12 protein-coding genes and 1 pseudogene are annotated in these 10,000 nt (G+C 60.3%); 7 read left to right on the top strand and 6 right to left on the bottom strand.

Features of this window, described 5'->3' with window-relative positions; all coding sequences use genetic code 11:
* Positions 1 to 222 precede the first annotated feature (222 nt).
* The 3 genes from LDL37_RS05440 to LDL37_RS05430 all read left to right on the top strand — a co-directional run bounded on the left by LDL37_RS05440 (position 223) and on the right by LDL37_RS05430 (position 1,561).
* The gene (locus LDL37_RS05440) at positions 223 to 537 is read left to right on the top strand and encodes a type II toxin-antitoxin system RelE/ParE family toxin (protein ID WP_290795359.1); all 315 of its coding nucleotides are present in this window, start codon (positions 223 to 225) and stop codon (positions 535 to 537) included.
* The gene (locus LDL37_RS05435) at positions 515 to 793 is read left to right on the top strand and encodes an addiction module antidote protein (RefSeq protein ID WP_126421313.1); all 279 of its coding nucleotides are present in this window, start codon (positions 515 to 517) and stop codon (positions 791 to 793) included. The genes LDL37_RS05440 and LDL37_RS05435 overlap by 23 nt, the downstream gene beginning before the upstream one ends.
* 72 nt (positions 794 to 865) lie before the next feature.
* A complete protein-coding gene (locus tag LDL37_RS05430) occupies positions 866 to 1,561 on the top strand; it encodes a DsbA family oxidoreductase (protein ID WP_290795356.1) in 696 nt (231 codons plus the stop codon).
* A 306-nt stretch (positions 1,562 to 1,867) separates the two neighbouring features.
* On the opposite strand, the gene LDL37_RS05425 is transcribed toward LDL37_RS05430, so the two are convergent.
* Entirely contained in the window at positions 1,868 to 2,665 is a 798-nt protein-coding gene (locus tag LDL37_RS05425; RefSeq protein WP_290795354.1) for a rhamnogalacturonan acetylesterase, read from the bottom strand.
* 176 nt (positions 2,666 to 2,841) lie between these two features.
* Here LDL37_RS05425 and LDL37_RS05420 point away from each other — a divergent pair, with 176 nt between their 5' ends.
* Positions 2,842 to 4,707: an ABC transporter ATP-binding protein/permease gene (locus LDL37_RS05420; RefSeq protein ID WP_290795352.1), complete on the top strand. Its 1,866-nt coding sequence runs from the start codon at positions 2,842 to 2,844 to the stop codon at positions 4,705 to 4,707.
* Here the strand turns inward: LDL37_RS05420 and LDL37_RS05415 are convergent, their stop codons facing one another.
* The 4 genes from LDL37_RS05415 to LDL37_RS05400 form a co-directional block, all read right to left on the bottom strand.
* Positions 4,708 to 4,995, bottom strand: coding sequence for a type II toxin-antitoxin system RelE/ParE family toxin (locus LDL37_RS05415; protein ID WP_290795350.1), 288 nt, complete (start codon positions 4,993 to 4,995; stop codon positions 4,708 to 4,710).
* Complete coding sequence (locus tag LDL37_RS05410; protein WP_290795348.1) at positions 4,992 to 5,252, bottom strand: type II toxin-antitoxin system ParD family antitoxin; 261 nt, start codon at positions 5,250 to 5,252, stop codon at positions 4,992 to 4,994. Before LDL37_RS05410 ends, LDL37_RS05415 begins: the two co-directional genes overlap by 4 nt.
* Before the next feature lie 66 nt (positions 5,253 to 5,318).
* Positions 5,319 to 6,101, bottom strand: coding sequence for a 3-hydroxybutyrate dehydrogenase (locus LDL37_RS05405; RefSeq protein WP_290795346.1), 783 nt, complete (start codon positions 6,099 to 6,101; stop codon positions 5,319 to 5,321).
* 10 nt (positions 6,102 to 6,111) lie between these two features.
* A complete protein-coding gene (locus tag LDL37_RS05400) occupies positions 6,112 to 6,483 on the bottom strand; it encodes a phasin (protein WP_013479463.1) in 372 nt (123 codons plus the stop codon).
* Positions 6,484 to 6,706: 223 nt separating this feature from the next.
* Between LDL37_RS05400 and LDL37_RS05395 the strand changes: the two genes are divergently transcribed.
* Positions 6,707 to 7,381 carry a response regulator transcription factor gene (locus LDL37_RS05395; protein ID WP_126421297.1) on the top strand — a complete coding sequence of 225 codons (675 nt, stop codon included), beginning with the start codon at positions 6,707 to 6,709 and terminating at the stop codon, positions 7,379 to 7,381.
* Between the two features lie 9 nt (positions 7,382 to 7,390).
* On the top strand, positions 7,391 to 8,860 hold the full coding sequence (locus LDL37_RS05390; protein WP_126421295.1) for a HAMP domain-containing sensor histidine kinase: 1,470 nt from the start codon (positions 7,391 to 7,393) through the stop codon (positions 8,858 to 8,860).
* On the opposite strand, the gene LDL37_RS05385 is transcribed toward LDL37_RS05390, so the two are convergent.
* The gene (locus tag LDL37_RS05385; RefSeq protein ID WP_290795341.1) at positions 8,861 to 9,064 is read right to left on the bottom strand and encodes a hypothetical protein; all 204 of its coding nucleotides are present in this window, start codon (positions 9,062 to 9,064) and stop codon (positions 8,861 to 8,863) included.
* 264 nt (positions 9,065 to 9,328) lie between these two features.
* Here LDL37_RS05385 and LDL37_RS05380 point away from each other — a divergent pair.
* Positions 9,329 to 10,000: pseudogene (locus tag LDL37_RS05380) on the top strand (glutamine-synthetase adenylyltransferase); the annotation flags it as partial.

Below are 10,000 nucleotides of genomic sequence, written 5' to 3'. Positions count from 1 at the left end.
CAGTTCGGTGTTCGAAGGCACGACGCACAACGAAGCCGACTGGCGCGCGCGGGTGGATATTCCGCTGGGTTTCCTGCTGGCGCAGTGAAATGATAACTATAGTTGACAAATTGGGGGGTTATAGTTATTGTAACCGACCGAGGGGCGTAATCCGTCCCTCCCATTCGGTGAATGGGGTCGTTAACATGATCACGCACTACATTCTGGATAACGAATGTTCCCATGTTCACGCTCCATCGCACTGAACGTTTCGACAAATGGCTTGTTACGCTGAAAGACCGTCTCGGCGCAGCGCAGATACTGCGCCGTATAAAACGACTGGAAAGCGGGCATTTCGGTGACGTCAAAACCATAGGCGATGGCGTCAGTGAATTGCGTATCCATAGCGGCCCCGGCTACAGGGTCTATTATTGTCAACGCGGCACGCAGATCATCCTGCTGCTCTGCGGCGGTGACAAAGGTAGTCAGGAGTCTGATATTCGCCTGGCGCGGAGTTTGGCAAAGGACATTCCCGATGGAGACCATCGCTCCTTTTGATGTGGCGGATTATCTCAGCGATCCGGAAACCGCTCAGGCCTATCTGGCGGCGGTGTTTGAAGACGGTGACGCGGATGAAATCCGAAGCGCGCTTAACGATATTGCCCGCGCGCATGGCATAACCGACCTGTCGCGCGAAACCGGCCTGTCGCGTGAGGCGCTGTACAAGGCGCTGGGCCCATCGGGGAATCCGACGCTGACGACCCTGCTGGCGGTGACCAAGGCGCTCGGTATCCGCCTGTCGGTCGCGGCCTGAGGCGGTTACCTTTTTCTCCCTGCTTGCGCGGGGACGCACAAAGACCGATATGCGGGGGGAAAGCGAGGTCCTATGTCCGTGTCCCCAAGCCCGATTACCGTCGATATCTGGTCTGATCTGATCTGCCCCTTCTGCTGGATCGGCAAGCGTCATTTTGAACAGGCGCTGGAAGGCTTTGCGGGCAAGGATCAGGTGACGGTGCGCCATCACGCCTTTCGTCTGGGGCCGGATGCGCCGGTCGCGCCCGTGGGGCAGATGCTGCAACAGAAGTACGGTCTGACGGCGGCTCAGGCCGATCAGAATCAGGCGCGGGTCGAGCAGATGGCGGCGGCGGCCGGGCTTCCTATGACGCTCGCAGGCACGTTTTACGGCGATACGCTGAAGGCGCACCGGCTGGTGAAATTTGCGCAGGACAAGGGCCTGGGGTCGCAGGCGGTTGAGCGGCTCTATCGCGCCTATTTTGCCGAAACGCAGTCCCTTTTTGATGAGGCGACTCTGGTGGCCTTGGCCGTTGAGATCGGTCTGGAGGCGGCGGAGACTGAGGCTTTCCTGAAAACCGATCGCTATGCTGACACGGTGCAGGAGGAGCAGGAATTTATCACGACGCGCGGCGTGCAGGGCGTGCCGTTTTTTGTCATCAACGACCGCTATGCCGTGTCCGGCGCGCAGCCGGTGGCGGGCTTCACGCAGGTGCTGAACCGCGCCTGGGACGACCTGCCGCCGGAGATCAGGAGCGGCCCGACGTGCGACGATGGCGTGTGTCGCTGAGCCAGCCCCGTCGCACGCGAAGAGAAGGATTGGCCACGAAAAGCTGATTGGTGGTTTGTCTGCCCGCCCTGCTTTGTGCGGAAGGGTCTTAAGGTTTCCACAGATGGCCACAGATGCGGCCCGCAGGGCGAGCCTCACACAGATTGAAGAGGCTCACGGCTTCAGCTCTTGCACGGATCATCTGTGTGACCGCCTTTGGCGGTCATCTGTGTCATCTGTAGTAAAATAAAACCATCCAAAGGCGCAGATGGTGGGGCCGTAAAGACGTCGCACTCTTGCCCTCAACCCGCAGCTGGTGAACGGGATTTACTTCACCAGTGCCTTCACCCTGGGATCGGCCTTAACCCACAGATCAACCACCATCTGGCCGAAATAGTCCGAGCCCTTGGGGCCGAGGTGCGTATAGTCGAAGGCCTGCGCGGTGCCCTGCCCCTGAGAGGCGTCGGTGAATTTGGCCGGGACGGTGGTGCCGGTCGGTGCAGCCTCCAATACATTCTGCGGCACCGGCTGCCCGGCAAGGCTGAGCGATTCGACCGCGCCCATAGCCTGCACCTTCGCCTGACCTTCGGCATAGAGGTCGATCAGCGTGGTGTCCGTGGTGCGCGCGATCAGGCGCGTCACCTGCGCCCAGCGCAGAAGGTCATTTTGCACCTGACCCTTTTTGAAATGGCGCTGCGTCAGGGGCGTGACCAGCACCGGCACCGCCCCGGCTTTTTTCACGTCCAGCACATAGCCGCGCATGTTCGGACCAAACTCGGTTTCAAGGTCGGTGTGGCGTTCCGGCTTGGATGAGCCGTCATTATGCCCGAACTGGATCAGCACATAGGTTTTCGATGCCGTGCCGTCGTTCAGTTGCGCGAGGATCTTGTCCCACAGGCCTTCGACGCGATAGCTCTTGGACGAACGCCCGCCGCGCGCCGCGTTGACGCAGACCACTTCGGGTTTGAACTGTGCGCAGAAGCCTTTGCCGTAGCCCGACTTGTCCGTCATGGTCGAGTCGCCGACCAGAATGACGCGCACCGGTCGCGTTTCAGCGGGTTTTTCTGCCGCCAGAACCGGCGTTGACAACAGCAAAGCAGCAGCGATCAGGGTGCGACGAAACATCGGGGTGTCCTCCTATCCCTCTCTGTGCCTGGGTGAGGGGATGTGTTGATTGTGCGTGAGCATATACGATCAATTTTGATTGTAAAATTAATCTGGTCATTGGTTGGATTTTGTACCGGTCCGGACCTATATATGCGCAATCCTTTGCCGCACCGAAAATCGAGTCCCTTAGCCTGATGAACGCGCCCGCCCCCATGCCCAAGCCGAAAGGCAAGGCCTCCGATACGCTCGCCTTCCTCAAACCCTATCTGTGGCCGGAGGGCCGGGCCGACCTTAAGGTGCAGGTGCTGTGGGCGCTGGCGGCTATGCTGGTGGGTAAGCTTCTGACCATCGCCACACCCTTTGCCTATAAGTGGGCGACCAACGCCTTCACGCCGGGGGCGGCAGACGGCAAGACTGATCTGCTGACGCTGGTGCTGGTGTCGCCGGTCATCATGGTGCTGGCCTATGGCGTGGCGCGGATGATGTCGCAGGTGTTCAACAATATCCGCGACGCCATGTTTGCCGGCGTGGGGCAGCACGCGGTGCGCGGCCTGTCCAACCGCGCCTTCAATCACCTGCACAATCTGTCGCTGCGCTTCCACCTGCAACGCCGCACGGGCGGCCTGTCGCGGGTGATTGAGCGCGGCAAGATGGGCATTGAAACCATCATCCGCCTGACCATGATGGTTGGCATCCCGACGGTGGTGGAGTTTGTTCTCACCGCAGGCGCGCTGGGGTGGCAGTTTGACCTTGTCTATGTGGCGGTCGTGGCTGTGACGGTGGTCGTTTATGTGTGGTTCTCCATCGTCGCCTCCAACATGCGTATCGCCATCCGCAAGGAGATGAACGAGGCGGATTCCGACTCGATGTCGAAGGCGGTGGATTCGCTGCTCAACTTCGAAACCGTCAAATATTTCGGCAATGAACAGCTTGAGCGCAGCCGCTATGACCGCGCCACCGCGGCCTATGAAAAGGCGGCGATCAAGACCTATACCTCTCTGGCCTGGCTGAATATCGGGCAGGCGGTGATCTTCTCGATCGGCATGACCATCGTGATGCTGATGTCGGCCTATGAGGTGATGAACGGCACCAAGTCGCTGGGCCACTTCGTGCTGGTCAACGCCTTCATGATGCAACTGGCCATTCCGCTGAACTTCATCGGCACGCTGTACCGCGAAATCTCCACCGGCCTGATCGACATGGAAGCCATGTTCAAGCTGCTGGATGAACCGCAGGAGGTGGTCGATACGCCGGGCGCGCCGGACCTCAAGGTGGGGCAGGGGGCTGTGGCCTTCAAGGACGTGGTGTTTTCTTACGACGCCGACCGCCCCATCCTCAAGGGCGTGTCGTTTGAGGTGCCGGCGGGCAAGACGGTGGCCATTGTCGGCCCGTCCGGCGCGGGTAAATCGACGATTTCGCGCCTGCTGTTCCGCTTCTATGACGTGAAGGGCGGCTCTATCGAAATCGACGGCCAGGACATCCGCCACGTCAATCAGGCCTCCTTGCGTCGCGCCATCGGTATGGTGCCGCAGGACACGGTGCTGTTTAACGACACCATCGCCTACAATATCGGCTATGGCCGCAATGGCGCTTCACGCGAAGAGGTCGAGGCCGCCGCCGAACAGGCCCAGATTTCGGCCTTCATCGCCTCCCTGCCGCAGGGCTACGATACCGAGGTGGGCGAACGTGGGCTCAAGCTGTCGGGCGGCGAAAAGCAGCGCGTGGCGATTGCGCGCACGCTGTTGAAATCGCCGCCGATCCTGATCCTTGATGAAGCGACCTCGGCGCTCGATACCCATACGGAGCGCGAAATTCAGGCGGCGCTGGATGAGGTGTCGCAGAACCGCACTACCTTGGTCATTGCGCACCGCCTTTCGACCGTCGTGGGGGCCGATGAGATTCTGGTGCTCAAGGACGGGCTGGTGGCCGAACGCGGCAATCACGCCGAACTGATGAAGCTCAAAGGGCTCTACTTCGGCATGTGGGAGCGCCAGAAGGCCGCCGATGCGGCGCGTGACCAACTGGCCAAGGCGCTGGAGTCCGAGGTGCCGGCGGAGTAGCTACAGAAGGGTGTCTATGTCGCGAGCGCTGTGCAGGATGCGAGTGACATAGACTTTTTCGGCAATAACCTTGTAGATGATTGCGTAGTCCCGATACGGCTTGCGGCGAAACCCGGCTGCCTCAAACCATTCCATTAAGGGCGAGCCGTAGGGTGTGTCGCCAATAGCGAGCGCCCTATCCTTTAACTCTTGAGCGAAGGTTCGGGCGTGTTTGGGGTTATCTTGCGCAATATAGCGCGCAATTTCACGCAAATCCGTTTGGGCGCTCTGCGTGATTATGACTTTCAAGCGTGTTTGCTTTCGAGTGCTGCAAGTTCAGCATCCAGTTCGGCAAAGACATCTTCAATATCATAGACACGCCCCTCTTCTATATCGCGCAAGCCCTCCTGTAGCTTGGCGTCCAGCGACGCCAGACGGCGTTCGCGGTCTTCCATCAGGCGCAGGGCGTCGCGCAGGACCTCGCTGGCGTTGTTGTAGCGTCCGCTGGCCAGTTGCGTCTGGATGAAGTTTTCGAAGTGAGCCCCAAGGCTGTAGCTGCTGGGCATGACGCGTCTCCGTTATCATCTAATGATAAATTCACGGACGCGCACCGTCAAATCACGGTTCGACGCCTACGCCGCCGTCCAGCCGCCGTCGATGGATTGCAGCGCACCGGTGATCGACCTGGCGGCGTCCGAAGACAGGAAGACCACCAGTTCGGCAATGTCGTCGGTTTCAACAAACTTTTTGGTCGGCTGGGCCGCCAGCAGCACGTCCTTGATCACCTGTTCCTCGGTCAGGCCGCGCGCCTTGGCCGTATCCGGGATCTGCTTTTCGACCAGCGGCGTCAGCACATAGCCGGGGCAGATGGCGTTGCAGGTCACGCCGTGTTCGGCCCCTTCGAGGGCGATCGTCTTGGTCAGGCCGGCAATGCCGTGCTTGGCCGCCACATAGGCGGCCTTGAACGGCGAGGCGACGAGGGCGTGCGCCGAGGCGATGTTGATAATGCGGCCCCAGCCGCGGTCCTTCATGCCTTTGAAGCTGAGGCGCGTGGTGTGGAACGCCGCCGACAGGTTCAGCGCGATGATCATGTTCCACTTATCGACCGGGAAGTCTTCGATGGGCGAGACGTGCTGAATGCCGGCATTGTTGACCAGAATGTCCAGCCCACCCAGCTTTTGCGTCGTGTCCGTGATCAGGGCCTCGATGGCTTCGACCTTCGTCAGGTCGGCGCCGTTAAAGGCCACCTCAACGCCGAATTCGGCCGCCATGTCGGCGCGCAGCTTTTCGATTTCGGCGGCATCCCCCATGCCGTTCAGCATCACCTTTGCGCCCTTTGAGGCCAGCTTGCGCGCGATGGCCAATCCGATACCCGACGTCGAGCCGGTTACGAGGGCGGTTTTGCCAGTCAGCATAGGGATACTCCTATTTGGGTTGGGATTCTGCCCCGGACTCTTTGGGGGGAAGATCGTCGCCTTGCGGTGCCGAGGCATTCAGCGCCTGAAGGCCGCATTGTTCGACAAAGCTCATGGTGGCGCGGGTCTGGTTCTGACCATACTTGACGCAGGTCTTGGCCCACTGGCTCTGAAGCTCGCGCAGTTCGGCCGGGTCGCGCGTCTGGGCCGCCTGCTGCATCAGCGACAGGGCGTCGCGCGTAAAGGCCGTGGTTTCCTGCGCATAGCGGTGCGAGGAGGCCGAAATCATGCCGATCAGATTGACCAGACTGCGCGCCGCCAGTTGTTGCTGCGTGCCCATCATTTTCAGGCCCTGTTCAAACGGTGAATCGGCTTTGGTCATGGTCTCGGTATCCCCTGTAATCTGCGCTTTTGCCTGATATTAAGCGCATTTGTGCATAGGCCGCCAGAGGTTATTTACCCGCTTTGTGCGCTGCAATAAAGTCGGAAATTGGGCCTTGCGCCGCAGGCGTTACATGACAGCTTTTTAACACCGCAACCCCTTCACAGGACCGGCGGCGCGCTTTACTAAGGATAAAGACAAGGTTGCGCGGGGCATTCAGCACATGACCAAGGTATTGATAGTCGAAGACGATGTCGAAGCGGCCCTGACCATGCAGAAGGGCCTGTCGGAGCAGGGCTTTGAGTCCGTCGTTACCCACGACGGCGAAGCGGGGCTGAAAGCGCTGCGCGACGGCGAATTTGACGTGGTCGTGCTGGATCGCATGATGCCGGGCCTCGATGGCGTGTCGATGCTGGAAATCGCCCGTTCCGAAGGGATCGATGTGCCGGTGCTGTTCCTCAGCGCGCTGGGCGAACTCGAAGACCGCGTCTATGGCCTGAAGGCCGGGGCGGATGATTATCTGGTCAAGCCCTATGCGCTGGTCGAACTGGTGGCGCGGCTTGAGGCGCTGTTGCGGCGCAAAGACACGGGCGCGGTGGAAACCACCCTGCGCGTCGGTGATCTTGAAATGAACCTGATTACCCGCGTGGTGAAGCGCGGCACGTCCGAGATCGACCTGCAACCGCGTGAGTTTCAGCTTCTGGAATTCCTGATGCGCCATGTGGGCCAGAGCGTCACGCGCACCATGTTGCTGGAAAAGGTCTGGGCCTATCATTTCGACCCGCAGACCAATGTCATCGACGTGCATATTTCGCGTCTACGCGCCAAGCTGGATAAGGGCTTTGATCGCCCGATGCTGCATACGGTGCGTGGCGAAGGCTATCAGCTCAAGCCCTAAAAACAGGTCGTGATCGCCCTTCCCAACCCTGCGCGCTTTTCGCTGAAAGCCACCATGTTCAGGCAGACGCCCTTCCGTCTGACCCTGATGTTTATCACCGTCTATTCCTTCGTGGCGGTGCTGATCTTTGCCTATATCTACATCGCCTCTTCGGCCGAAACCAAGGCCGTGTCCGACGCGCAGGTCAAGTCGCGCATCGACTATCTGGAGGAGGTGTATCGCGAACAGGGCGAAGAGGCGGTGGTCGAAACCCTCAGTCAGGAAGACATAACCGAGTGGTTTTTCGTCAAGATCGTCTATCGCGACGATGGCGAGATCCTGGCCGAAAACCGCCGCGCCACAACCGAAGTGTCGCCGCAGGTCTTTGACCATATCCGAGAAAAGGCCCGCTATGTCGGCGGCGATGAGCGCGCGTTTCAGATCAATTACCGCCTGACCGATCCGGCGGGCAAACGCAAATCCTATGCCTATCGCGGGCAGGTGGTGACGCTGGAGCCCGGCCTGTCCCTCTATGTCGGCATGGACACGTCTTGGTCGGAAAAGGGCTTCGACATGGGCTTCAAGGCCCTGTGGGGCGGCGGGGTGCTGGTCATCGTGCTGGGCCTGTTTGCCGGCATGATCATCAATAACGAAGTGTCGCGCTCGGTGCAGGGCCTGATGCAGGTCTTTGATCTGGTCAAGGAGGGCGACCTCAAGGCGCGGGCCAAGCTGCGTAATTCGGGGGATGAATTTGACGCTCTGGCCGAACGGGTCAATGAGACGCTGGACCGCATGGAAAAGACCATGGGCAATCTCAAATACGCCGGCGACGCCATTGCCCATGATCTGCGCACGCCCTTGTCGCGCCTGCGCTCCAAGCTCGAAGTGTCGCTTTACGACGTCGAAAAAGACCCGTCGCAGGCCCCGGAGGTGATCGAGCGGGCGCTGGCCGAAACCGATCAGTTGTTGCGCACCTTCCAGACGGTGTTTTCGATCTCGCGGCTTCAGGCGGCGGGTCAGGCCCCGGACCAGAAGCTGTTCGACGCGTCGGCGCTGGCCGAAGACATGCGCGAGCTGTTTGAAATTCTGGCCGAGGACAAGGGGCTGGAATTTACCGCCGAGATCGAGCCGGGCGTGAAGGCCTATGGCAATCGTGATTTTCTGGCGCAGGCCATGGCCAATCTGCTCGACAACGCCATCAAATATACCCAGACGGGCGGCATTACCCTGCGGCTGAGGCACAATTCGCGGCGTGAGATCGAGTTTTCGGTCACCGATACGGGGCAGGGCGTGCCCGAAGCCGACCGCGCGCGCATCACCCAACGCTTTGTGCGGCTGGAAAATTCACGCTCCCTGCCGGGTGTAGGCTTGGGTCTGTCGATGGTCGAGGCCGTGGCCGTGGCGCACAAGGGCCGCCTGAGTATCGACGAAGGCCCTGGCGTCTATGGCGATCAGGGGCCGGGGCTGCGCACGGCGCTGGTCCTGCCGCCGGTGGGGTGATCAGGCCTTGCCGCCGCGCCATTGGCGGTAGAAGGTCGCCCACATGTAATCGAGCACCAGATAGATGAAGACCGTCCGCACAAAGGGCAGGGTCTCGATATCCGTAAACCGCTCGACGGCGATGGCCAGCCATAACGCTATGATCATCACCCATCCGGCGATGAGGATTTTCTTCGGCATCAGGAGCGATTTGGCAAAGGACATGGACGCGGTACTTTCGATAAGGGCAGGGTGTCTTTTATTAAGGATACACGCTTTATAACGCGTTAATTTGAAAATCTCGACGGTATTGGCCTTGATTTCTTATTTTTATACTCTTCCTGTTTTTGTGAACTGAACGGGATGAAAGTAAAGACCGGTTAACGATCATCTCCCCCTGTCCATGCACACGCGGCTGTATACCGTTTGCACAAAGCGAAACCCAAGGCCACCCTTGTGTCTGCGCCTCGATTCGCCTAACAGAGGGGCATGGCGGATATTCTTTTCTCCTCGCTGGTGGATCGTCTGCATCCCTGCGGGCCGGTTCTGAACGACGGCGCGGCGCTGTACGCCTATGAGGCGATTGCCGAAGTGGCTGAGGCCGAAGGTTGGCCCGATCTGCTGCAACGCGCCGGTCCGGCCCTGATGCCGGTGCTGGGGGCCTCGCCCTATCTGGCCGGGCTGATGCGGCGCGAACCGCAGCGCCTGCGCGAAACCCTGATGTCGCCGCCCGAAGCGCGGCTGAAGGCCATCCTGCTGGCCACCGAGGCGCTGGCCGATCAGGCCGATACGGTCGAAACCCTCGATGTCGATGCCGCCAAGCGCGTGCTGCGCCACCTGAAGGCCGATGCCCACCTTTTGACGGCGCTGGCCGATCTGGGCGATGTGTGGAAGCTCGATCACGTCACCGCCGCCCTGACGCGCTTTGCCGACGCCGTGACCCATGCCGGGATCGCGCTGGCTGTGCGCGAAGAACGCGACCGCGGCCGCCTGATCGACTATGACATCAAGGGGGAGCGCGGCCTGATGCCAGGCCTGTTCGTGCTGGCCATGGGCAAGCACGGGGCGGGCGAACTGAACTATTCGTCGGATATCGACATCACCTTCTTTGCCGAGCTGGACGCCCTGCCGCTGAAAGAGGGCGTGGAGGCGCAGGTCTTT

This window comes from Asticcacaulis sp., from assembly GCF_020217185.1.
GTDB lineage: Bacteria > Pseudomonadota > Alphaproteobacteria > Caulobacterales > Caulobacteraceae > Asticcacaulis.
This window is presented reverse-complemented; position numbering and strand designations above follow the sequence as displayed.